This is a genomic window from Pantoea sp. X85, assembly GCF_029623675.1.
GTDB classification, from domain to species: Bacteria; Pseudomonadota; Gammaproteobacteria; order Enterobacterales; family Enterobacteriaceae; genus Pantoea; species Pantoea leporis.
Map to the genome: position 1 here is coordinate 2455213 of NZ_CP121108.1, position 22472 is coordinate 2477684.

20 protein-coding genes and 1 pseudogene are annotated in these 22472 nt (G+C 51.5%); all 21 read right to left on the reverse strand.

Features of this window, described 5'->3' with window-relative positions; translation table 11 throughout:
* Positions 1 to 5: 5 nt before the first annotated feature.
* Positions 6 to 272 (reverse strand): PAAR domain-containing protein, encoded by a 267-nt coding sequence (locus P6287_RS11435; RefSeq protein WP_192411631.1) that lies wholly within the window; start codon positions 270 to 272, stop codon positions 6 to 8.
* A gap of 365 nt (positions 273 to 637) precedes the next feature.
* On the reverse strand, positions 638 to 832 hold the full coding sequence (locus P6287_RS11440; protein ID WP_277973726.1) for a hypothetical protein: 195 nt from the start codon (positions 830 to 832) through the stop codon (positions 638 to 640).
* Positions 833 to 842: 10 nt separating this feature from the next.
* Positions 843 to 1253, reverse strand: coding sequence for a hypothetical protein (locus P6287_RS11445; protein ID WP_277973727.1), 411 nt, complete (start codon positions 1251 to 1253; stop codon positions 843 to 845).
* Positions 1254 to 1424: 171 nt separating this feature from the next.
* Complete coding sequence (locus P6287_RS11450; RefSeq protein WP_192411628.1) at positions 1425 to 2183, reverse strand: hypothetical protein; 759 nt, start codon at positions 2181 to 2183, stop codon at positions 1425 to 1427.
* Complete coding sequence (locus tag P6287_RS11455) at positions 2176 to 4203, reverse strand: lipase family protein (RefSeq protein ID WP_277973728.1); 2028 nt, start codon at positions 4201 to 4203, stop codon at positions 2176 to 2178. Before P6287_RS11455 ends, P6287_RS11450 begins: the two co-directional genes overlap by 8 nt.
* Before the next feature lie 27 nt (positions 4204 to 4230).
* On the reverse strand, positions 4231 to 4671 hold the full coding sequence (locus tag P6287_RS11460; RefSeq protein ID WP_192411626.1) for a hypothetical protein: 441 nt from the start codon (positions 4669 to 4671) through the stop codon (positions 4231 to 4233).
* The gene (gene vgrG, locus P6287_RS11465) at positions 4668 to 7529 is read right to left on the reverse strand and encodes a type VI secretion system Vgr family protein (protein ID WP_277973729.1); all 2862 of its coding nucleotides are present in this window, start codon (positions 7527 to 7529) and stop codon (positions 4668 to 4670) included. The genes P6287_RS11460 and vgrG overlap by 4 nt, the downstream gene beginning before the upstream one ends.
* Before the next feature lie 158 nt (positions 7530 to 7687).
* Entirely contained in the window at positions 7688 to 8137 is a 450-nt protein-coding gene (locus P6287_RS11470) for a putative T6SS immunity periplasmic lipoprotein (RefSeq protein WP_347343275.1), read from the reverse strand.
* A 557-nt stretch (positions 8138 to 8694) separates the two neighbouring features.
* Positions 8695 to 9144: a putative T6SS immunity periplasmic lipoprotein gene (locus P6287_RS11475; protein WP_277973731.1), complete on the reverse strand. Its 450-nt coding sequence runs from the start codon at positions 9142 to 9144 to the stop codon at positions 8695 to 8697.
* Positions 9138 to 9686: a type IV secretion protein Rhs gene (locus tag P6287_RS11480; protein WP_277973732.1), complete on the reverse strand. Its 549-nt coding sequence runs from the start codon at positions 9684 to 9686 to the stop codon at positions 9138 to 9140. The genes P6287_RS11475 and P6287_RS11480 overlap by 7 nt, the downstream gene beginning before the upstream one ends.
* A gap of 85 nt (positions 9687 to 9771) precedes the next feature.
* Positions 9772 to 10209: an inner membrane protein YiaA gene (gene yiaA, locus P6287_RS11485; RefSeq protein ID WP_277973733.1), complete on the reverse strand. Its 438-nt coding sequence runs from the start codon at positions 10207 to 10209 to the stop codon at positions 9772 to 9774.
* A 35-nt stretch (positions 10210 to 10244) separates the two neighbouring features.
* Positions 10245 to 12848 (reverse strand): type VI secretion system ATPase TssH, encoded by a 2604-nt coding sequence (gene tssH / locus P6287_RS11490; RefSeq protein WP_277973734.1) that lies wholly within the window; start codon positions 12846 to 12848, stop codon positions 10245 to 10247.
* A gap of 383 nt (positions 12849 to 13231) precedes the next feature.
* Positions 13232 to 13723: a type VI secretion system effector Hcp gene (gene hcp, locus P6287_RS11495; protein WP_064741351.1), complete on the reverse strand. Its 492-nt coding sequence runs from the start codon at positions 13721 to 13723 to the stop codon at positions 13232 to 13234.
* A 4-nt stretch (positions 13724 to 13727) separates the two neighbouring features.
* Positions 13728 to 15389 (reverse strand): OmpA family protein, encoded by a 1662-nt coding sequence (locus tag P6287_RS11500; protein ID WP_277973735.1) that lies wholly within the window; start codon positions 15387 to 15389, stop codon positions 13728 to 13730.
* The gene (gene tssL / locus P6287_RS11505; protein WP_192411618.1) at positions 15386 to 16039 is read right to left on the reverse strand and encodes a type VI secretion system protein TssL, short form; all 654 of its coding nucleotides are present in this window, start codon (positions 16037 to 16039) and stop codon (positions 15386 to 15388) included. The genes P6287_RS11500 and tssL overlap by 4 nt, the downstream gene beginning before the upstream one ends.
* A pseudogene (tssK, locus tag P6287_RS11510) lies at positions 16036 to 17372 on the reverse strand (type VI secretion system baseplate subunit TssK). Before tssK ends, tssL begins: the two are co-directional and overlap by 4 nt.
* Positions 17373 to 17387: 15 nt before the next feature.
* Positions 17388 to 18935, reverse strand: a complete 1548-nt coding sequence (tssC, locus tag P6287_RS11515) for a type VI secretion system contractile sheath large subunit (RefSeq protein WP_154157405.1) — start codon at positions 18933 to 18935, stop codon at positions 17388 to 17390.
* Between the two features lie 29 nt (positions 18936 to 18964).
* Positions 18965 to 19462, reverse strand: a complete 498-nt coding sequence (gene tssB, locus P6287_RS11520) for a type VI secretion system contractile sheath small subunit (protein ID WP_101764057.1) — start codon at positions 19460 to 19462, stop codon at positions 18965 to 18967.
* Positions 19463 to 19830: 368 nt separating this feature from the next.
* Positions 19831 to 20619, reverse strand: a complete 789-nt coding sequence (gene phoH, locus P6287_RS11525) for a phosphate starvation-inducible protein PhoH (protein ID WP_101764056.1) — start codon at positions 20617 to 20619, stop codon at positions 19831 to 19833.
* Between the two features lie 72 nt (positions 20620 to 20691).
* The gene (locus P6287_RS11530; protein ID WP_110866394.1) at positions 20692 to 20895 is read right to left on the reverse strand and encodes a hypothetical protein; all 204 of its coding nucleotides are present in this window, start codon (positions 20893 to 20895) and stop codon (positions 20692 to 20694) included.
* A gap of 297 nt (positions 20896 to 21192) precedes the next feature.
* Complete coding sequence (gene efeB / locus P6287_RS11535; protein WP_277973736.1) at positions 21193 to 22470, reverse strand: iron uptake transporter deferrochelatase/peroxidase subunit; 1278 nt, start codon at positions 22468 to 22470, stop codon at positions 21193 to 21195.
* Positions 22471 to 22472: the final 2 nt, after the last annotated feature.

Consider the following 22472-nt stretch of genomic DNA (forward strand, 5'->3'; position numbering starts at 1 on the left):
GTTTATCAACTCACTGTGCTGTTGGTTACGCTAGATATCACCTGGCAGCCGCATTGGCTTTTACAGCCATCAACAACCACGGCAAGACCACCGCACGTCCTGCTTGGCGATCCTTCTACGATTTGATTGGTTCCATGGCCCGGAATTGGACAACTGACCTTATCGCCGACCAAGGCCGCGGGTTTACCATTGATTGTGTATTTTGAGGATGCAGAAATAACTTCTCCGCCATGAGTGGTTTTATCTCCAATAACAACAACACCTTTTTTCACGGACTTACCTCACAGTAAAATGCATCAAATAACATCACGAAAAATAGAACATAGATATTAAACTCCATAACTCCGGCACATAAATCCAGAGAATAAAGACAAAACCAACGCCTAGCATAAACATTGATATCACAATAGGAAAAACAATGATTTTATGCTGACGCAACTTGAGATGCTTATACAGAAAATACAACATAACTGAAATCAATGACAAAGAGCATAGCAAAATGCACGTCAGTGTAAATAAAAACAAAAATACTTTCATACTGACTCACTATTAAGACTCACATTGCGAATGTTACTTCGTGATTAACATTTCCATTCAAATTCCCCAATCATTATCCTGGTCACATTCATCCAGATAATTACAACTTCATCTTGTCAACCTTATTGAAGTCTGGAAAAAGAGTTTTTTCAGGAGCAACAGTTCCATCAGGATAAATTATTTTTGAGTAAACCCCATCAACCTTTTTTTCAGGCTCAATCCAACGCACAACTTTAGTTTCATCTAAACCTGGAGAGTAGTGTATTGTATTAAGATTAAACACTCGATAGGACATGAAATCCTCTTTACCTAAAAGCGTTAATTTTTTTCTTTCGCATTATATTCCACTCCAAAATATATGGATAATATTTTGGTGATAGTGTTAAATCCCCCTGAATCGATGTATATTGCCCATTACGAGAAGCATCATTATCAAATGCAATTGATGCGCCTACCGCAGTTCCAGGCACTAAATCCTTACCAAGATGGTTTGCATCGATATATTCAATGCCAAGATTAATTGCACTCAACGACCACTTACATGAATCACCACCGTTTACTGCAACCTTACCTATCCAAGTGTCGTTATTTATTTTCTGCAATGGAAGTTGAATAACATTATAACCAGGTTCAGTAATAACTGAACCATTAAAGCCACTAACCCTCTTCTTTTGGCACTGATATGAAATATATCTAATCTCTAGTGGGAATGGCATTGTATATTCAGAGGGGTTTTTTTTATCTCTACAGTTATCAATTTTTAATCATGCGGGGGCAAAAAATCCACATTTACATCACGATTACGACCTGAAAAAAAATAACAATATAATTACAAACCAATTCTATACATATCAGAAGCCCTTAATTTAAATATAAAACAGACAAGACTATAACTTCATTTTGTCAACTTTATCAAAGTCTGGGAAGAGAGTTTTCGGTGGTGCAATTGTTCCATCTGGATAAATTATCTTTGGATATACGCCTTTCTCTTTCTTCTCTATACCTTCAAATATAACGATTTTATTCTCATCCAGCTTTGGTGAAAAAACAATATTCCATGATTCGATAGCTCGTAGTGTGATAAAGCTTTCCTTGCCTAGCAAGGATAGAGTATTTTCAATTTTATCTATTTTTTTCTCCCTAATGTAAGGGTAATATTTAGGAGATACATTTATGTCACCTTTGATTGTCGAATATTGTCCATTTCTAGAAGCATCATTATCAAAAGCTATAATCATCCCTGCCGCACTTCCAAGAGTAAGATCTTTTCTTAAGTGAATTGCATCACTATATTCTATGCCAAGAGTAATAGCACTTAACATCCAACGACATTTCCCTCCACCAATAGTAGCGATCTGAGCAATCCATATATCATTATCTTTCTGCTTTAAAGTAGCCTGGATAACATTATAACTTGGCTCAATAATAACCGAACCGTCAAAACCACTAATTCTTCTTTTTTTACACTCTTGAGAAATATATCTAACTGCAAGTGGAAATGGTTTTGTATAAATAGATGGATTTTTTATTTTTACGCTTACCAACTTGGAGTTTTCTGGAGGTGAGATAGTTTTATCGATAGTATTGCTGCATCCTACTACAGAACATAAAAAAATAAAATTTAAAATATTAATTTTTTTAAACATATTCAATAACCTCTCCACCATAGTTAGCATAACGAACTAATGAATTAATTCCGCTTGATAGAGATAACATAGGAGAGAGCGATACATCTAGCAACCCTTCAATATTCAGTAGGATTTCATTTCTGACATATTCTTTCACTGGAATCTCTTTAACATTTTCTTTCATTTGTTTTTTAAAAAGATCAACATTATATGAATGCTCAACAAACGTTCTCCTTTCAGTAATTCCACTTTTATCAATTAACTCTAGTAGCTTATTGTTAATGAAAGGCATGTAAGAAGTCATAAAATGTTCGTAAACCTTTATATTTGCCCCACGCTCAGGATTGCCTCCTTTGGGAAAATACTCTCTTAAATCCACTTTCGTCAGGGACTCAATAAATTCTTTTTGGTTCTTACCTGCATCCTGCATTTCTTGCTCTGCCAATGAAGGAACTAGATAAATTTTAGTTTTTAAAGGTAGTAAACGTCTAATAGATATACATCCAGCCGGATTAGGTAGGTTTATTTTACACTCCCCCCATTCCCTGCTTTGTTCAGTAGTAAGAAAAACAACTGGATTTCCATGATGCCAGAAGCAGTCCCCCCAGGAAATCATCTGATAAGTAATTAGTTCACCTAACGACCAAAAAAAACCAAGAGTTCCGCCTAATGGTCCCCATATTCTATACAGTTCGTTATCTAAATTAGCTTCAGGTGGAACTGCAGGCACAGGATCACTATCATTTACATGCCTGAAATGAGTAATATCAGACAATTGTGAAATGGCTTCCTTTGTAAACGTTCTTGGCATCCCATAAGTATATAAAAGAGGTGACCTACTTTTTAAAACTACAGAATGTATAAGTGCTAAAGCACCTCCTAAACTATGCCCACAGATAAACAAATCCAAAGTTTCAGTCAAATCACTCAAAATTTCTATTTCTTTTTTGAATTTACTCTCGACCCTGTTATAACCACTCCAAAATCCTGTATGAACTTTTCCTGAAGTAAGTAGAGAGCTACATTGGGTTTTATTTTCATCACAGAACTCCGTTTTCACTGGTCTAAACGCTAGATCTGTTCCCGCATCGAAACGACTTGCTGTTCCACGCCACGAAACTATAATTTCATCTGTGTTGTAGACATAAAAAAGTTGAGTATCCCCATCTGGTTTTATAACTTTTGTCTGATTTTTATCCGAAAGAGGCTCGTCTTTATTTTTTTTCACTTCTACTAATGTTTCACGAGACGTATCCATAAATACCGGCGGATAATAACGTTCGTTAAAGGGAACATCTTGCGCCAGGACATTCCAGGAAGAACCATCTTTATGAAGTTGCGGTAACCGTGAGAGATCTTGGCACTGATTTATAAAAAATTGTGTAATTGATACCGTGTCTAAAGCATTATCATCGGCATATGCAAGGGTTGCTGCCACACCTAAGTTTAAGGCATTGGCTATCGAATAGTCCTTTTGATGATGTAATACTAGTTCCCAAGCTCTGAATGGACATATTTCAAGGACATGGCGCACTTCAAGCTCATTTGTCCTGATAGTAAAACCTTTAAATCTGGTATTCAGCGGGAAATGGAATATCGGCCACACCTCACCTTTTCTTAAATCATACGCAGAGGGAACAGCCCTACATAACTCACCAATAGTTGCATAATGCCATTTATAACCCTTTCCTAATGCATCGAGTCGAACAGTTGAGTCAGCTTCTGCATCTCTACCTACACGAAGTGAGCGTTTTTCCATCTCCTTTGCCAAAGGATCAGCTTCTAAAAATAACCGCATTTCCAATCCATGCGGCATATCAATTCTTATTAGCCCCTCGGCATCACTCACTCCTGAGTAAGTGAGTTGCTTTATTCGTCCTTCATTTGGATGGTGACTTTCCGCTTTCCAGGGAATATTTGCGACAGCATTCCCCAGCTCATCAACCAGTTGTACTTCAACCCAATAAGGCTTTTGCTTCCCGACCAATACGTCCGCATTACTATGAGTAACGGAAGTCACTAATGAGTTATTTGCCATAAAAACCTCTTCAGTCCTTTAAATTGGTTAATGCTTATCCATAGCCGTCTTTTTGAACAGATAAATTGAACCGACTTTCAATATTTCTGAAATTATTGTCGCGAGTAAAAATACCACTCCATTAGTTATCGATGCATTTTTCAAAATCCATGGCAAAACGGAAAGTGAGGGCACTATAAACATGATTCGTAATAACGTCTGTGTATAGACAACTTTTTGCACATGCCGCCATCCTGCTAAAAGCAGTACAGCAGATAAAACAATCGATATATTCAATAACAAGGAAAGTGAGAAAAGGATTAATGTATAAAACCCCTGCGTAACAAATAACTCACTAAAAGAGATAATGTCATCAATAAGTGGCATTCGACCTTGTGAAAGGTTCAGCCATATGAAACGAATAATGTATATAAAATCGAATGCTGCCCAAAAAAATAAAACATGCCTGAATTTAAATGTCAGCTTCATTTTTTCTCCTCGTATACATCATCGGCAGTTACCGGCTGCCAGTGCCACGATTTTCCGCCTACGGCCCAGACATCATCACCTTCAAGGAAGGTTTGCGTAATTTTGCGTTTTTCGCCGTAACGATGAATAGCTGACTTATTGATTACTTCTTCCGTTGCATCTGAAGGTAAAGGGCTCCATTCCTGAATTTTATCCTTTTTGGTATTCATATAATCCTTGCCATCGGAGCCAAATAAACGACCTTCATCCCCCATGGAAGTTAATCGATTGATTGCAAATATTGCCGAATTCTTTAATCCATGAAAATCATGGTCAACAGTGATCCAATGTCCCGGCCCCTCTTCCTTTCGATTATCCGGAAACTCAATCTTCATTTCGCCGGGCATTGACGAGTACAGATGGCTGGTTTTTCCTGATGAATCCGAAATACCGGTTAATACTTCACCTTCTGCGGTGGTAACTCGATAGTTGGTGAAAGGTTTTATTTCTCCAGACTCTGGATCTTTGAGAGTGAAAGAACCGGAATAGCCTTTCGGAAAAACAATCGGTTCACTATCCAGCGAACCCGGCCCGGTCTGATCCACATTGGCTGCTTTAAGCGATATATTACCTGGGCAGCCAATCTCGATATTTCCATCACTCAGTTTGATATAGGCTCCACCGCAGAGCAGTACAAGTTCACTGTTTGCACTAACAGTAATACTGCCTTCACCACTACTGATGCTGATGTTTTCCTTAGCAGTAGTGTTCAGCTCACCGCCCAACGCCTGGATATCCAGTTTCCCTGCGCCTGCGAAGAGTTGCATGCCTGCATCTGCTGCAAAAAGGCTTACCGATTCTGAAGCTGTAACCGTAAATGACTCTCCGGCACTAATGTCGGTATTTTTGCCCGACATCAATCCAATACTTTTCTCACCAGAAGCGAGTCGAATGGCTTCAGGGCTCAATATCCCTACACCAGCGGGTGCATGTGCCACCAGCCCGGACATTTTTAAATATCTCAATGATTCGTTTAGTGCTCGATGCCCATTGATATCAGCAGGAATGGTTTTAGAGCCTTTAGCGGCTGTTTGCAGGCTTCTGGCCAAGGTAAGTGCTTGCTCAAGCTGTTCAATTGCTCCATCCATCTCCAGCATGGTGCTGCTGGCATCGGGCTGAAAATCAGCTGATAAAAGAATCCCTTTGCCACCGCGGACGCTGACCCATTCATCAGTTCTTAGCTCCGCACCTTTCCCTCGTAACACTCTTTTTGAATCAACGTTATGCCCCAGATTCAGCTGAGTTTTGCCGCCATATTCGGTACTGAGTTTGATGTGCTCTTCACCGCGCTTATCTTCCATGCGAAGCTTATTCAGCCCAGCGGTCCGAATGACGTTGCGGGTGCTGTTTTTCTCTGTTACATGATCCACATGTCTCGAGTCATGCAGCGCATGAGCAATGTAGGGCTGGTCAGGATCCCCTTCACGGAAGGCAATCGCTACCTCCGTGCCCTGTATCAGCGGGAAGTGGAAACCATACATATCACCGCCATAAGGTTTGGCGAGGCGCACCGGCATGCTTTCCTGGCCGCGATCTTTGCTCTCTTCATCTGCATCAAACACCACGCGGTACAGACCGGAGGCATCCTGCCAGGCATAGATATCATTGTCTTTTGCGCTAGTAACACGCGCTGTCATGGTGCCGCTGACTTTTGGGCGTGGTAACAACCTTGGGCGCCAGCACAGCGTTTCGCTGTAAGGCACACCATTAAGGTTGATTTGTAACGCCGACTTGCGGCTGGCACTGAGGTTAATGCGCGTGACGACGACCGGATTTTGAAGCTGTTCCGGCAGCGTTGGCAAAAGGCCATCAATAATGGTCAGCACCTTGCCTGGAGCCAGCGATGCGTCATTGCTGATGCCAGTAATCAGCGTCTGGCCGCACAAAAAACGTTCGTGATCGAGGCGCGCGTAATAGTTCGCAGTCTCCGGCGCGGGCACATATTTATCGCCGCTGTCAGGATGACGCGGACGGTAATGATAAACCTGCCCGTAGTTGATATCATCACCATCGCCGCGCGACATATCCGCCTGAACCGAACGTAAAATACGTTGCGCCTCGCGATGGTTGTAATCTTTCGCGACCACCCCTGCTTCGACCACTTTGTGGGTGATATTCAGTCCCCAGATCGATTCCTGTCCGTTATCTTCCAAGCCGGAAGGGCTGTTAAGTGGCAACGGCTTACCCTGAATAAGCGCAGACTGAGCATCACCAAACCGAACAACTTCAGTCTGGGTGTCTGGCTGGAGCGTGAACATGTAAAAGATGCCGACTTCCGACAGCAAGCGGCGAATAAACTGAAGGTCACTTTCCTGGTACTGATTTATCTGCTCACGCCTGGGATATTCGTGCTTCAGGCTGAATTCATATTCCCAGCCCTGAAAACCGTGTTCATCCAGTATCTGGCTTACCACTTCCGGAACCGATTTATTCACAAAGAAACGGTGGGAGCGATATTGCTTATCCAGCAATGCAAGGCGCGGCTCAATAACCACCAGATAAGTCACCTGATCGGCAGAACCCGTCAGACGGTGAAAATCGGTGATGTAACCATGCACCATTTTTTGCCCCGACAGCCCCATCAACTCGCCCGTGCCCATGGTCAGCGTCGCTGGTTTACGCAACATCTGCGCGGCCGTGATATCTTTATCCGAGCTGGTAAAGAGCACATCGTAGTGATAGTTCTCGCTCAACGCTTCTGCGCCGTTGAAGTTCTCGACGTCAATACTGGACGAGCAAGAGGGAATTGAAAGTTGGTAACGGTTCAACGTCCCGTTTATTAACGAGGATGCACCTTGCAGTAAATCAGTTATGTTCATGTCATTCACTCCTTGATGACAGCCGGCCACAACGTCTCTATCACTGGTGGGGACGTTGACGACTTTCTCTGGGCTTTATTAATGTTCTCTGACAGCGGCTGGATAAATTGTTTTGATGCTATTACGAGACCGCATTTCCACGAATAGTTACCATTAATTTAGAAATTGTTACCGAGGTAATGCGTAATTTCATTCTCCTGCAGTGGGATGTTTTTAACCTGACGCCCATCAATTTGTATGGCATTTGAAAACACCCTCGAATTTTGAAGCTTTTTAATTGGCTTCAAACTAAATCTAACCACATACTCTCCATCGCCAAACTCGTCAATTACTGATTCGGAAAGACAGATAAATCGCCCATCCTTTAAATTGGTATTGTTGGGCATTAAAGATTGTCTATCATCTTCATGCCCCCTTCTGAATATACTCATGGATTTTAGCGTGTAGTCGCTGGCTCGTCGCACGTCAAAGCATGCTGCATTTTCTCTTCGAGTAATATTCGCCATTTCTGAAAACGTCACCTTATCGCCAATGCAGCCAGTGAGAAAGACGGAACTCATTATTAGAGTGGAGTAAACACCTGCTTTATAAAACTGATAGCATCTCATTATGGTTTCTTTCAAATGAATACTTAAGAATAAAATAGATTTCAATCTGTAATTATAACACTAAAAATCATTTGGAATAAGGCTGGGAAGATAGTCTGCGTTATTCAATGGCAAAAATATTATCTGGCCTTTACTTATCTTAATGGATGCGACCTTTCTAAAAGATGGACGTATCTTCAAAGTAGACAGCAGAGTGTAATGAATAGTATAGGCCCGATTTTCCGTAACAGGCCACTGTGATGGTGAAAGGCAACGTTTGTTGTGAACTGCCAACAATTCACTTCCCGCATACGTTTCCCTCAACCCTGAATCATCCTTATTTTTTATCGAAATGACGCTCAGATAATACGTTTTCTCTGGGGGCGTGCTGATACAAAGCATATCGTTAACCAGACTTACCCTGTTATCACGCTCAAATCCAACCTGCTCTTCTCCCAACGTACACCCGGTCACAAGTAAGCATATTAATGTGCTTATCATCGTCTTTCGAATATGCTTCAACATTTGAACCATTTATCTTGGTGGCCGTTTTAGGCGCTGACTACACACCCACTTACTTATTTATAGCCTCGCGATATTTCAGAATCCTGTAACTGATAGCTACCCAATTTTCCATTAACCACTTTAACAGCAACGACAAAGCTTCTTATTGAATCAATGCCCCCGCCGTTTTTAAGAATAAATTTAACTACATACTCTTTGCCTTCAGCAGGCGTGAACTCATCCGGGGGAAGACATAGCATGCCATCAGAAATTTCAACGTCACCAACAATCCTGTTTTGTTGCTCTGTTCGCGGGGTATCTCTCTGATTAATTGCCAGGTAAGTCGGGATATACCCTTGTGATTGTTTTATGGGAAAGCAAATCTCTTGCCCTTCTCGCACTGCTTCCGTTGTTTCATCGTGCCACCCTCTGTCACTAACGCCCGGACAACCAAAGAGAAATACTGAACTCATGAGTAAAGTGCAAATAGCTGCGATTTTTTTGAGGTTAAAATTCTTCACCATGGAAATCCTCTGAGTGCATTTTTATAGCGTTGTTCTATTAAAGGAAGACTTAATTCGCCATCAAGCGTCACGGATTCTCTACCATGCAACCATAAAAATGATTCATAACCCCATTCACGCAAAATAAAATTATCAGCGACGATTTGAGCTTGCTGCTCCATCGGATATTCACTCAGCAATCGCCCGTCCAGTTTATAGCGATAAGAAGCTATCCAGCTGACGAGGCCTCGACAGATAACACACATCCCCCTGTCTCGTTGCCAGACATGACAGAGTTCATGAATGAATGTGTGTTGTTCACCCGAAGAAGTTTTAGAATAATCATCTCTATAGAGAAATGTGCGGTAATAGATTTCGCCCTGTGGTGTCATGGCTACACGCTCATGCTGGAGGCCAAATGGCAAATAACTGTCGTGATGAATCCAGACCTTACTGTAATTGATCTTTTCACCATAGACAGATTTTGCCAGCGCAATCTCACCTGATGTTAATAAGCGCAGGCTCCCCTCTTTGATAGCCGCTTTTTTAGCTTTATCTGTCATGCTTATTCACCAAAAATCATTACACCGCCGTCATGGCGTCAACGTTCTCCCACCACGGCGACGGCAGCGTGAGAGTCCGGTAATATCAGGCCTGAGGCTCCGCCGGCGTTTCATCCACGCTGCTGCTCACGCTGTGCATGCTGTCACGGGTGTTTTTCTGCACCGCTACCGCACCAAACAGCGCCATAAAGAACGACACGCCGTAAAAGCCTTTTTCGCTCGGCATTAGCGTTGCATTCCACAGCCCAGCAACCAGCAACACCACGGCAATAGTGAAGGCCAGCAGGCAAACCATGTGATAAAGGTGCGTAGTCGGAATACCTTCCAGCCGGTCGCGTACGGTTTTCTGCAGCGAAACCGCCGCGAACAGTCCTAGGATCAGCACCGCGAAGTAGTAGCCTTTTTCATTCAGCTCCATATCTGCGCGCCACAGGCCCGCCAGATAAACCAATGTGCCACCGAGCATAGCAATCCATGAAATCGCGATAAACGCGGGTGAAACGGGGATATTTTGGGTTTTCATACACACTCCTTGTCATTAAAAAGAACGTCACGTGTTCAGAATATAAAACTCACTTCGCCTTCTTCATTGGTGTCCAGCGTCAGGATGTTGCTTAAGGTGCCGCTGGCGCGGTGCTGCAAAATCATCTGGCTCAGCACCGGCAGGATCTGCTGATTGAGCAGGCTGTCGACGTTGCGCGCGCCGGTGTCCGGCACCAGGCAGGCGTCAGTTAGCATGTCGTACAGGCCGTCGCCGATAGTGGTGCGGATGCCGTAATGCCGTTGCAGCCGCTGGCTGACCTGGCTGAGCTTCATCTCCACGATGATCCGCATCGCCTCGCGCGCCAGCGGGCGGTAAATCACCGTCTGGAAGCGCGCCAGCAGCGCCGGCTGGAAGTGGTCGCGCAGGATCGGGCGCAGGCACTCCTGCAGGTCTGACTCGGTGGCCTCGGGCGTTTCTTCCAGCAGCTGCATCAGCGCGTCGCTGCCGAGGTTGGAGGTCATCAAAATCACCGTATTGCGGAAGTCGATTTCGCGCCCTTCGCCGTCGCGCATGAAGCCGCGATCAAACACCTGATAGAACAGGTTAATCACGTCGCGGTGCGCTTTTTCCACCTCGTCGAGCAGCACCACGCTGTACGGACGTTTGCGCACCGCTTCGGTAAGAATGCCGCCCTGGCCGTAGCCGACGTAGCCCGGCGGCGAGCCTTTGAGCTGGCTGACGGTGTGCGCTTCCTGATATTCGCTGAGGTTGATGGTGATTAACGACTTCTCGCCGCCGTACAGCAAATCGGCCAGCGCCAGCGCGGTTTCGGTTTTGCCGGTGCCGCTGGTGCCGACCAGCAGAAACACGCCCTGCGGGCCGTTTTCGGAGGTGAGTCCGGTTTTCGAGGCGCGCAGGCGCTGCGCGATGGCGCTGAGCGCCGCGTCCTGCCCGACCACGCGGGTGGCGAGCTGGGTTTCCAGCGCCAGCAGTTCAGCCTGCTCGTCCTTCATTAATGAGGAGAGCGGCACGCCGGTCCAGTCGGCAATCACGCCCGCCACGATGCGCGCGTCAACGTCGGCGGTAAGCAACGGCTCGCCGGGCTGCAGCGCGTCAAGGTCGGTCTGGAGCTGTGCGATGTTGTGTTTCTGACTGGCGTCTTTGCGTCCTTCGAGCAACTGCTGCATGCGTTCTTGCACGTCAGCGTAGCGCTGCTCCAGCGCCTCAAGCTCTTCATCGGTGGATGCAATCTGCGAGGCAATTTCAGCCAGCCGCTCCTGCGACACCGCGCCGCCGAGCGCTTCATCGTCAAGGATGGCGCGCTGCTCAATGTTCAGCGCATCAAGCTTCGCTCTTAAGCGGGTTATCGCCTCCGGCGTGGTGTCCTGGCTCATACGCACGCGCGCGGCGGCGGTGTCGAGCAGGTCAACCGCCTTGTCAGGCAGCTGGCGGCCTGTAAGGTAGCGGCGCGACAGCGTGACGGCGGCGCGCACCGCCGCGTCGGTGATGTGTACGCCGTGATGGTCGGCGTAGCGCGGCTTGAGTCCGCGCAGCATCAGGCACGCGGTGTCGTCGTCCGGCTCGTCCACCTTCACCATCTGGAAGCGTCGCTCCAGCGCGGCGTCCTTCTCAAAATACTGCTTGTACTCGCTCCACGTGGTGGCCGCGATGGTGCGCAGTTCGCCGCGCGCCAGTGCCGGTTTCAGCAGGTTGGCCGCGTCCGCGCCGCCCGCTGAATTGCCCGCGCCGATGATGGTGTGCGCCTCGTCGATAAACAGCAGCACCGGGTTCGGCGCGGCCTGCACCTCTGTGATGATGTTCTTCAGGCGCTGCTCGAACTCGCCTTTCACGCCCGCGCCCGCCTGCAGCATGCCGAGGTCCAGCGTATGCACGCTCACCGGCTTCAGGCTGTCCGGCACGTTGCCCTCGGCAATACGCAGCGCCAGCCCTTCGACCAGCGCGGTTTTACCGACGCCCGGCTCGCCAACCAGAATCGGGTTGTTCTTGCGGCGGCGCGACAGGATATCCACCATCTGACGGATTTCGTTGTCGCGGCCAAACACTGGGTCGATTTTACCGCTTCGCGCGTCAGCGGTGACGTCGCGGGTGAAGCGGGTCAGGGCTTCGGTGGATGCGGCTTTGGTCTCACCTGCGGTGGCAGGTTGTTCGATAGTGCTGACCGGCATCTCCGGCTGCTCCGCTTCGGCACGCTCGTCGGACTGCGCTTCCAGCATCGGCTGTAAACGCTCCAGCTGGCTCATGCGCAGGCTCAGCAGCGGCCACAGACCTTCGCACTGTGCAAGTTTTGGTTGCTCGGACAGCGCCATCAGCAGATGGATGCTGCGAATTTGCGGGGAATTATCAGATGCGGAGGCCATTAGCCACGCCTGCTTCAGCAGCGCTTCCAGCGAAGAAGAAAGCTGCGGACGCCCTCGCACCGCGCGTGGCTGGCGGTCGAGAAACGCCAGCAAATCCTGCCAGATAGCATCCATATCCCACTCGTAGCGGCGCGCAATCACCGTGATGTCGCCTTCACCCTGCTCCAGCAGCTTAAGCAGCCAGTGCTCCGGCTGGATTTCAGCGTGAGCGCGGGTCTGGCACAGCGACGCGGCGGCTTCCAGCGCCTGCGCGCAGAACGGATTGAGGCGACGCAGTAAAGCGGCTGACTGACTGTCCATAGCAAAATTCTCCAGATTGGGGGCACGCTACCGCCCGTCGCCGTGAACCAAAGCGCATAAGGCAGCAAGAAAAATGGGAAATGACTTGTGATTTCACTCGCTTCGGATGGAATCACCAGGCATCTGGCTTGGTCGCATAGCGTCAGTTATTTTTGAAGGTCAACACCGCGCAATGAATCGCGCCGCTACAGAATGTGCGCCCTGCAATCCCTGTTGCCAGCATCCACCGGGCTGCAAAAATACAGCCCGGCGGAGGGATTACGCTAAATAGTTCGTGTCGCAGGAAGGCGGCAAGCGAGTGCAGCCCCGGGAGCTTACATAAGTAAGTGACCGGGGTGCGCGAGCGCAGCCAATGCACCTGCGGCGCGAAATATGACGCGTAATCAGGCGGTGGCGCGTTCGTTCCAGGAATCGGAATGAATAATGTTGCCGTCTTTGTAGGTCCAGGTGATTTTTTCGTAGCGAAGCTCAATCTGCTCCAGATGGTTGTGCTTCTCTTTCGACGGATCCTTAACGTCGTGCATCACCGGATTGACCTTCACCACCTTCACGTTTTCCAGCTTGGTGTTGAAGTACTCCACTTCCTGACCGGCGTCGCTGATGCGATACCACTTGAACTCGGCAGACTTCAGCGTCTGGCCGGTGGTAACCGCTTTGTAGAGGTACGGGCTGGACGAGTCGATTTCCTTGGTGAACAGGAACGGCGTGTGAATGCGCGTGCCGGTCAGCTTGCCGGTGTTGTTGTCGGTCGGGATGTACAGGTTGTGTTGCTGTGCCACCACTTCGATGCTGCCTTCACGGTCCTGCACGTCCACCGAGCCCTTGATGTCCGCACCGCCGTCGTCCTTCAGCCACAGATAAACCGGAATTGCCATGTTGTTACTCCTTTTCTTCATGATTGCCGTCACCATCCTGTGATGACGGAGGGATTGCGTCCGCTGCCTGGCAGGCGTCGGCCTGCGGCACCAGACTGATTTCTACCCGCCGGTTGACCGCGCGGCCTTCCGGCGTGTCGTTGCTTTCAATCGGGCGACTCTGACCGAAGCCCTGCACCGCGAAGCAGCTTTCGTCAACGTCGCCGGTGTCGCGCATCCAGTCGCGCACGGATTCGGCGCGCTTCAGCGACAGGCGCTGGTTCAGCGCCGGATTGCCGGTATCGTCGGTGTAGCCCGCCACCACAATCAGCCAGCCCGGCTTCGCCTTGATGCCGACCAGCGCGTTGACCAGCACTTTGGTTGAGCCGGTTTTCAGCTCGGATTTACCGGAGTCGAACAGCGACAGGCTGTCGAGGCGCACGGTCTTCGGCCCTTCAACAATCTGCTGGATAACCGGCGGCGGTGGCGGAGGAGGCGCCCAGCTGTTGATGGCGGCGTCGACCGGCGCGAACAGGCGCATGCCCTGATACAGTCCCAGGCCGAGGCCCAGCGGTTCACCGCCGCGCTGCCAGCCATCAAGCAGTGTGCGGTCGGCGATTAACTGCGCGCGCGCGTGAACCTTCGGCTCTGCCGGTTCACCAGACAGGTGTGCCCACAGCGTCAGATGGTCACCAATAGTGCGGATCAGCCGCTGGTTGTTGAGGAACGACGCCAGCAGCGCCAGCGCCAGAAACACCGCCACAATCATGCCCGCCGCGCGCGCCAGCCTCAGGCATCGGCTGACGCCCTGCCTGCGCGGCAAGCCAGCCAGCAGCGCATCCGGCAATGGCAGCGCGACATCGGTGCCTACGGGTGCATAAGGCAGCGTGGTCAGCCCAGTAAGATGCTGCGCCCACAGGTTGTCCGCCAGCGCCGTTACCGGCGTCAGGCAAATCCCGGCGCGGCATGGCTTCATCTGCGTCAGTGGCGTGATGTGCTTTTTCTGCCACATCAGCAGGCTGTCCAGCCACTGCATTTGCATCAGGCGCGACGGCTGCTCCCGGAACCATTCAGGCAGTGGCATAGTGTCATTACCTGCGGTACACGCCTGCAGCTCACCCAGGCCCGGCGTGATGCTGAACCATTCTGTTTCGTGGTTCGGATGTGATACCCAGCATGCAGTCCACAGCGGTGGTGCGCACTTCAGCACGCGGCGGCACTGCAGCAGCGCACGCTGCCAGCTGTGAAATTGGGAAGTGAAGTCTTCAGCAGACGTGTGCTGCTCCGGCACCACTGCCAGCAGCAGCGAGACCTGTGGCAGCAGTGCCGGACGCTGAGTGGTGATGTAGTCAGCCATCGCAGCGAGTTGCCCGGGTGCATCAACCGGCAGATACCAGCCCTGCGCGGTTTCACGCGGCTGGTTGCCTGAGAACAGCGATGCACTGTCGCCACACACCAGCACTACCGCGCCGCGAAAATCTTCAGGCGGCAGACGATCATCGGCCACATCGATTTCCACATCACGCTGGCGTGACTGCCGCCACAGCATCAGCCCGGCGACCAGCAGCGCCAGCAGGCACAGTGCTGCTGCCGTGATACCAGACAGCGGCCAGAAGCCGAGGATCAGCCACAATGTAAGCACAAGGGCCAGCACGATCAGCGCATAATTACCGATGCCGCGTCTCACTTGCCCATCCCCGATATGCCGGACACCATCTGCGCCAGCCAGCCGTCGAGGACGAACCACAGGCCGCCAAGCAGCACGGCGGCGGCCACCCAGCTCATCCAGTAAAAACGGCGTCCGGTGCGCATGCCTGCCGGGCGCACTACCAGCGGCGCATCCTGCGCCAGGGCAAACGGTGGCACGCGTGCGGCCAGTTCGCGCACCACGTCCTCGCGACGCTCGTCATCCTGCGCGCGGTAATGGCCAACAAAACCCAGTTGCAGCGTGCGATACAGGCAGGTCAGCACGGTCTCGTCCGCTGCGGGTTCGCGCAGCATTTCGCGAATGCGCTCCCACAGTGCTTCGCCGCCGTTAAGCGAGTTAAAGAAACGCACCTGCAGCGGGTCTCGGCTCCAGCGCAGCCAGCCGTCGTCCTGCTGGCCACGGTTCAGTACCGCTTCGTCCAGCAGCACGCAAAAGGCGTAAAGCATGTGGTCGCGATTGGCTTCGCTAAAACCCGCCTCCGTCAGCGCCTGCCGGGCGTCGTTTACCCAGCCGGTAGCGCGGCGGTAGAGCGCATCGCCGTTGTCAATCTGCTGACCGCAGCGTAGCTGGCTGACCATCAGCCAGCCAGCGAAGAAAAGGCGTTCGGTCAGCGCATTATTGCTGTTCATGAGCGCAGTACCGCATAGAGTTCAAGTTTCAGTTCGCCCAGTGATTCCGGGGTGTAGAAGGTGCAGCCGCCGGAGTCGAGCATCGCGCGCGCAGCCCCCGTTGACAGGTCGAGCGCGAAATACTGGTTCTCCAGGCGCAGCGGGATGGTGGCAGGCACGTGCGGCAGCGGGCGGATGGTCATGCCGCTAAGCGCGATGTTGACCACCTCCGACACGTCGTCGTGGCTGCCTGCCTTACATAGCAGCGGGAAGCGGCTCTGCAGCTCGTGATTCGGCAGCGAGGAGCGCACCGACAGATAGAAGTCGGCCCCTTCGCGCAGCCGCGCATCGTGGAATCGGCCCTTCCACAGCACGCCTTCACGACTGAGGTCGATGGCAACCACGCGTGACGGCAGGCTGGCTTCCAGCAGTGAATCCAGCAGCGCAAACAGCGGCGGGAACACCTGCTCCGGTGCGTCGTGGCGATAGGCCGGAATATCTCCGGCATCGTGTTCGAGTGAGAAGGTCAACAGACCGCCAGCAAGACGTGCCAGCTCGCGGTACAGCAGTTCAGGATGGCGGGTTGGCGACTGGAACAACTCCAGCAACACCGGCTCGGCGCTGTTCAGCGCGTTGAGCAGCCAGAACAGCGAGACGTCGGCGACAGCAAAATCGGCCATGCGCTCGTTGCTTTCGCGTCGCAGCGCCATTAGCCGCTGACGGCGCGCGCTAAGGCGATGCAGCAGATCGCCGAGTGCAGTCAGCACCGCCGGACTGGCCGACAGCGACAGCATCGGCGGAATGAATGACGCGTCGCGTGTCCACTGTCCCTGCGCGTTACGCACCAGGCGCGCCACCGGACAGGTGAGATACGCACCGTTTTCCTGATTAGAGAGACGCAGACGCAGAGCAAAACGCTGCACGGCAATGCCGGTGCGCTCCTGCCCCGCCAGCTCCTGCACCTCTTCACGACCGGCCACCCAGCGGCGCGGACGTTCGCTGTCGCTGCCGTCGTCGAGATTACCGCCATTGGCGCTCAGCAACGGCAAAGCCAGCACCACTTCAACCAGTTCCTGACCGGCTGCAACAGACAGGTCGCAGGCCGGTGGCAGGTTGTCGGAGAGCGCGGTGTCCGTCAGCGTCCCGTCGGGAAAGCGCACCGTCAAGCGGGTGGCGTTAAGACGAGACAGCGCCAGCGCGCCGTCGTCGAACTCGCGTGTAATACGCCCCACGGATACGCCAGGCCCATGCGCGCCACGGTGTCGGCGACGTGGGCGTCCCACAGTGACTGCTGCTGAAACTGCTGCGGAGTCAGAAACGCCCCGTCTTCCCATAACGGTCGGTAGATTTTCATCGCGCCTCCTGCGCCTTACGCTTTAGCTTTCGGCATCTGAGAAACCAGCGACAGGTTCACGTCCATGCCTTCCACCTGGAAGTGCGGGATGGCGAACAGCTTAACGCGGAAGAAGCCCGGGTTGTCCTCGATATCTTCCACCAGCACTTTCGCATCGCGCAGCGGATGTGAAGACTGCAGCTCGTCGCCCGGATCGGTCATCTCGGTCACCAGCGTGCGCACCCAGGTGTTGAGCTCCAGCTCCAGCAGGCGGCGGTCTTTGGTGGTGCCGATGTTTTCGCGCTGAATAAGCTTCAGGTAGTGAGCGATGCGCGACAGCAGGAAGATGTAAGGCAGACGCGCGTTGATGCGGCTGTTGGCGGTGGCATCGGCGGTGTCATACAGCGCCGGTTTTTGCGTTGAGTTGGCCGAGAAGAAGCAGGCGTAATCGCGGTTCTTATAATAAGAGAGCGGGATAAAGCCGAGGTTAGCAAACTCGAATTCGCGGGTTTCCGGGATCATCACTTCGGACGGGATTTTCACCTGGTTGCCGGTGCCCAAATCGTACAGATGGATCGGCAGATCCTGCACCGCACCACCGGCCTGCGGGCCGCGAATTTGCACACACCAGCCGTTGCTTATAAAGCTCTGCACCATGTTGGCGGCGAAGGCGAACGAGGCATTGGTCCACAGGTATTTGTCGTGATCCGGACCTTTCACTTCTTCGATGTAGTTGAAGCTGCGCACCGGCACGGTGTCCGGGCCGTACGGCAGACGACCGAGTACGCGCGGCATGGTCAGGCCGATGTAGCGTGAGTCATCGGTGTCGCGGAATGACTTCCACTTGATGTACTCAGCGCGGTCAAAGTAGTTGCCGATGTCTTTGATCGCCGCCACTTCTTCCATCGACTCTTTGAGGAAAAACTGCGGGCCGACCGAACCGATAAACGGCATGTGTGCTGACGCCGCGACTTTCGACAGGTTGCGCAGCAGCGCCACGTCCTGCGCCGAGGCATCGAACTCGTAAGCTGAAATCACCGCACCAATCGGCTCGCCACCCGGCGTGTCGTATTCGGCGACGTAGGTTTGCAGATAGAGGCCGCTCTGGATGATTTCCGGCGCGTCTTCAAAGTCCTGACGCAGGTCGTCTTTCGACACGTCCAGCACTTCAATTTTCACGTTCTGGCGGAAGTCAGTTTTATCCACCAGCGACTTCAGGCCGCGCCACGCCGACTCCACTTTCTGGAATTCATCATGGTGCATCACCGCATCGAGCTGGCGGCTGATCTGGCGGTCCAGCTCGGCGATGTGGTGATCCAGCAGATTTTTATCCAGCTTCTCTACTTTCGCACCGCTGATTTTCAGACGCGTCAGGAACACCTGCATCGCGGCGGTGACGCGCTCGTCGGCGGTGGCATCAGACATCGCCTGATTGTCCTGCCAGACGTTGAGATCACTCAGCTCTGACACCGGGTTGAGGTTGATTTTTTCAAACAGCGAAGCGTAGACGCCGCCCGCAGCCGGGCGATCCAGCACGGTGGTTGCACCATTGGCATGGGTTTCATTCTGAACTGACATCAGCATTCTCTCTCTATAGTCCGTTACGGGGATGATCAGGCTTGATCGGTGGCTAACGCAGACAGCTCGCTGCGCAGTTCATCGCTGAGTGCCGGATCTTTCAGGATGGCTTCCAGCTCTTTGCGGAAGGTGACGTTATCCAGCAGGTTGGATTTAAGGTCGCGCAGCAGGTTGCGCATCGCCAGCATGGCGCGCAGCTGAGGGATTTGGCGGGCAACCTGCTCCGGCTCGAAGTCCTTCATGTCGCGGAAGTTAAGCTGAACGTTCTCTTCGCTGCCGTCACCGGCCAGGGTGTTCGGCACGGCAAATGACACCGCTGGCGCGATATCGGCCAGCACGCTGTTGAAGTTGTTTTTGTTGACGTTGATTTTTTCGCGTTCAGACAGCGGGCGGTCTTCCGCGCCGTTACTGAAATCGCCGGTCACCAGCAGCTTGAGAGGGAGCTCGGTTTTCTTCGCCGCTCCACCGGTGTGCAGGTCTAGCTTGAGGTTGATACGGGCTTTAGGGATTTCATTCTGGTAAGAGTTGCTCATGTTTACTCCTTGTAAAAATGGCGCGGAAAGCACGCGTAGGCACACTTTCCCTGTGTGTTACCGCGCGAATATATAGCTGGAATTTTAGGAAGGCAATAAAGCGAGATGATCTTTGCGGTCTGATTTATATAGGAAATTTCTTATGATTTGAGTTAAGCCCCTGATGAACACTGATAAAGTGACTAGGATTGTTCTTAAAATTATTTTTGACTGGGAGTGCCATTTATCACCAGAAATACTTTTACAGGTATCAATAATACAATGGCGCTAATTGTTACCGCAGGGGGATGGTGTCGAGCCGAGGAGGTACACAATAAAAAACCCGGCGCGCGCCGGGTTTTACTTAAGCTACATTCTCAATCAAACGGTTAACTGTAAGCGTGCAGCGTGCGTTGGCACAGCGCTGAACGGACGCAATCCTCTTTGCCGAAACGCACCACGCCGATCATTTCATCCTCTTCGAAGCGCGCTAACGCATCGGCAAGGCCAGACCTGGCGTGAGATGGCAGGTCGCACTGGGTAATATCGCCGTTGACGATAACCGTCACGTTTTCCCCCAGGCGGGTCAGGAACATCTTCATCTGTGCAGCGGTGACGTTTTGTGCCTCATCAAGGATCACCACCGCATTTTCAAAGGTACGTCCACGCATGTAGGCGAAGGGCGCGATCTCTACCTTGGCAATTTCGGGCCGCAGGCAGTATTGCATAAAGGAAGCGCCGAGACGTTTAACCAGAACGTCATAAACCGGTCGGAAATAAGGCGCGAATTTCTCGGAAATATCTCCGGGGAGGAAACCGAGATCTTCATCTGCCTGCAGAACCGGGCGCGTTACGATAATCCTTTCGATATCCTTATTGATCAGGGCCTCAGCCGCTTTGGCTGCGCTAATCCAGGTTTTTCCGCAGCCGGCTTCACCGGTGGCGAAAATAAGCTGTTTCGTTTCTATGGCATGGAGATAGTGTGCCTGAGCTTCATTTCTGGCTTCAATCGGCCCGCGGTCACGTGCATCACGTGCCATACCAATTGAATCCAACCCACCCATTTGCACCAGCGAAGTGACCGATTCTTCTTCACGCTGACGGTGACTGCGAGAGTCGCTACGAATAACGCGTCTTGCTTCACGACGTGCTTTGATCACTGCTTTCTGTCTTCCCATAGTGGCACCTTACAGTTGGTTTCATTTATCGCGGCGGATCACCCGCGGCGATGACTTGAACGCTTTAGAGGTTTAGTTGGCTTCCTTGTAAGCCGTGTCGAGCCAGTGAGAATGGTGTGCATCAGCGCCGAGACGCAGGCGCGCACCGGTAAAGAAAATGAGATTGAACAAGAACGATGTTTGAAAAGTAGCGAGGTTACGTTGGAGGGAAGAAATCCCCCGCAGTGGACTGCGTGTGGTGAAACTATTTAACTGTCCCAAAGAGAGACGAATCATGCGCGAACTCCAGTGGCTTAGCCACACAACTGACAACGCTTATGAATAAAGTGCATCATATTTGCGGTGGTTTGCAACATTATTTTTACGTAGCAGTAAAGAAAAAAAGATAAGCGAAGCCTAAGGTCTTTTACCTTAAATTAAATTTCTCATGTTTATCATATAGATGATTTATTAACGGGTAACATAACTTTTTAAGAACATTCGGAAGTGATTACTTCCAGCGGAAAGTTTAAGGAAGACTTAACAAATGCGCCTGCGAAGCGGTGACCATCGCAGGCGCTGCACATTTATTAATCAGGCCTGCAATAAAGATTGCCCGAGATAATGGTTTTTATCCGCCACGCCCGGCAGCGCGAAAAAGTATCCGCCGCCAATCGGGCGAATATATTCTTCCAGCGCTTCGCCATTGAGACGCTGCTGTACGGTAATAAAGCCCCTGGTTAAATCATGCTGGTAGCAAACAAACAATAAACCCATATCCAGCTGACCCGAGCCGGTAATACCGCTGGAATAGCTGTAACCGCGCCGCAGCATCAAGCTGCTGTCGGTTTCTGGCGTGCGTGGATTGGCGAGACGAATATGCGCATCCAGCGCAATCAAATCGCCATCGGGATCTTTGCTGTAATCCGGTACGTCATGCTCGTTTTTCATACCCAGCGGCGCGCCTGATAACTTCTCACGACCAAAGATGGTTTGCTGCTCGCCGAGCGGCGTACGGTCCCACATTTCTACGTGAAAACGGATGATACGCACCGCCTGATAGCTGCCGCCGTGCGTCCACGCCGGTTCCTGCTGTTCGTGCGTGACCCACAAGAGTTGATCCATCAATGCCGGATTATGCGTATCGGGATTGGCGGTACCATCTTTGAAACCGAGCAGGTTGATCGGCGTTTCTTTGCCGTTGCTGCGCGCCGCGTGGTCGGCAATAAAACCGTCGCGACGCCAGCGCACCGCCAGCAGATCGGGCGTGCGTTTAATGATGTCGCGCAGCGCGTGAATCACCGTATCCTGGGTGTTGGCGCAAATCTGGAGCAGCAGGTCGCCATGGCACTGTTCCGCATCCAGCGAATCGTTGGGAAAACGCGTCATGGTTTGCAGCTGCGCAGGCTTGTGTTTGCTTAAGCCGAAGCGCTCATCAAACAGCGAGGTGCCGACCGATAACGTCATGGTGAGATTGTCGGGCGCGATATCGGCACCGAGAATTCCCGAATCCATCGGCGGCAGCTGCGGATTGGTGACCGCCGGCGCCGGTCCACCTTGCGTGAGAAAAGCGAAGCGATCGGTTAGCAAGCGAAACAGACGTTCAAGCTCGGCTTTGTCGCTCGCCAGCACATCAAACGCCACCAGCATCATGGATGCCTGCTGCGGCGTGACGATACCGGCCTGATGGGCGCCGTAAAAAGGTTGCGCCTGCTGGCGCGAGTTGGGTGCAACCGTGCCGGGAGAGAAGCTATCGGCGGCTGCGGTATGGAACGGACAACCGCCGCCAAGGGCGGCTGCGCCACCCAACATGCCTAATCCCTGCAATAATCGACGACGCGACGGCTGCGCCGCGTCATTTTTTTCACTCATGA

What these genes read in the sequence shown, in the direction of transcription:
- P6287_RS11440 (WP_277973726.1), bottom strand. Translation starts at nt 832, where the DNA reads ATGTCCTATCGAGTGTTTAATCTTAATACAATACACTACTCTCCAGGT.
- P6287_RS11445 (WP_277973727.1), bottom strand. Translation starts at nt 1,253, where the DNA reads ATGCCATTCCCACTAGAGATTAGATATATTTCATATCAGTGCCAAAAG.
- P6287_RS11450 (WP_192411628.1), bottom strand. Translation starts at nt 2,183, where the DNA reads ATGTTTAAAAAAATTAATATTTTAAATTTTATTTTTTTATGTTCTGTA.
- P6287_RS11455 (WP_277973728.1), bottom strand. Translation starts at nt 4,203, where the DNA reads ATGGCAAATAACTCATTAGTGACTTCCGTTACTCATAGTAATGCGGAC.
- P6287_RS11460 (WP_192411626.1), bottom strand. Translation starts at nt 4,671, where the DNA reads ATGAAGCTGACATTTAAATTCAGGCATGTTTTATTTTTTTGGGCAGCA.
- vgrG (WP_277973729.1), bottom strand. Translation starts at nt 7,529, where the DNA reads ATGAACATAACTGATTTACTGCAAGGTGCATCCTCGTTAATAAACGGG.
- P6287_RS11470 (WP_347343275.1), bottom strand. Translation starts at nt 8,137, where the DNA reads ATGAGATGCTATCAGTTTTATAAAGCAGGTGTTTACTCCACTCTAATA.
- P6287_RS11475 (WP_277973731.1), bottom strand. Translation starts at nt 9,144, where the DNA reads ATGGTGAAGAATTTTAACCTCAAAAAAATCGCAGCTATTTGCACTTTA.
- P6287_RS11480 (WP_277973732.1), bottom strand. Translation starts at nt 9,686, where the DNA reads ATGACAGATAAAGCTAAAAAAGCGGCTATCAAAGAGGGGAGCCTGCGC.
- yiaA (WP_277973733.1), bottom strand. Translation starts at nt 10,209, where the DNA reads ATGAAAACCCAAAATATCCCCGTTTCACCCGCGTTTATCGCGATTTCA.
- tssH (WP_277973734.1), bottom strand. Translation starts at nt 12,848, where the DNA reads ATGGACAGTCAGTCAGCCGCTTTACTGCGTCGCCTCAATCCGTTCTGC.
- hcp (WP_064741351.1), bottom strand. Translation starts at nt 13,723, where the DNA reads ATGGCAATTCCGGTTTATCTGTGGCTGAAGGACGACGGCGGTGCGGAC.
- tssL (WP_192411618.1), bottom strand. Translation starts at nt 16,039, where the DNA reads ATGAACAGCAATAATGCGCTGACCGAACGCCTTTTCTTCGCTGGCTGG.
- tssC (WP_154157405.1), bottom strand. Translation starts at nt 18,935, where the DNA reads ATGCTGATGTCAGTTCAGAATGAAACCCATGCCAATGGTGCAACCACC.
- tssB (WP_101764057.1), bottom strand. Translation starts at nt 19,462, where the DNA reads ATGAGCAACTCTTACCAGAATGAAATCCCTAAAGCCCGTATCAACCTC.
- phoH (WP_101764056.1), bottom strand. Translation starts at nt 20,619, where the DNA reads ATGGGAAGACAGAAAGCAGTGATCAAAGCACGTCGTGAAGCAAGACGC.
- P6287_RS11530 (WP_110866394.1), bottom strand. Translation starts at nt 20,895, where the DNA reads ATGATTCGTCTCTCTTTGGGACAGTTAAATAGTTTCACCACACGCAGT.
- efeB (WP_277973736.1), bottom strand. Translation starts at nt 22,470, where the DNA reads ATGAGTGAAAAAAATGACGCGGCGCAGCCGTCGCGTCGTCGATTATTG.